Raw genomic sequence first — 461 nt, 5'->3', positions numbered from 1 at the left:
CGTCGGGGGCGCTGCACCCGCTCGGCGGTGTCGGCGACGTCCACCGGCAATGCCACCAGCACGCCGCTGAACCGGTTGCCCGAGATCCGGTCCGGCGAGAAGTCGAAGCTCATCGGCACCGAGGCCAGCAACGGATGATCGGCCTTGCCGTCGTATTTGAGCGACAGCTTGCGCAGCGCCCCCGACGACATGGCCAGCACCAGGTCGTTGATGGTGACCCCGAGCGCCTTGCTGGTCTCCTTGACATCGGCCAATGCCAGTGTGGCCGTGGCGAACAGGCGTTTCTCGTCCAGTATGTGGTTCATGAAGCTGGGCGGCGGGGTGAAGGGGCGGGTCAGCTCCGGCGACAGCTTGCGGCTGCTGCGTCGCACCCGTCCGACCCCTTGGGTCGTGTAGCGGACGGTCCCGGGCAACCTGCCGAGCTGACGCATGTGATCGGCGAACGCCGAGCGCACCAGCTC

General features: G+C 67.7%; 1 protein-coding gene. It reads right to left on the bottom strand.

Annotated elements, in window-relative coordinates:
- Positions 1-431: wax ester/triacylglycerol synthase domain-containing protein (locus RM780_RS27665; protein ID WP_311633643.1), on the bottom strand; the 431-nt coding region annotated here is incomplete at its 3' end.
- Between the last annotated feature and the right edge of the window lie 30 nt (positions 432-461).

This window comes from Streptomyces boetiae (genome assembly GCF_031845405.1).
Lineage (GTDB): Bacteria > Actinomycetota > Actinomycetes > Streptomycetales > Streptomycetaceae > Streptomyces > Streptomyces boetiae.
This window is presented reverse-complemented; position numbering and strand designations above follow the sequence as displayed.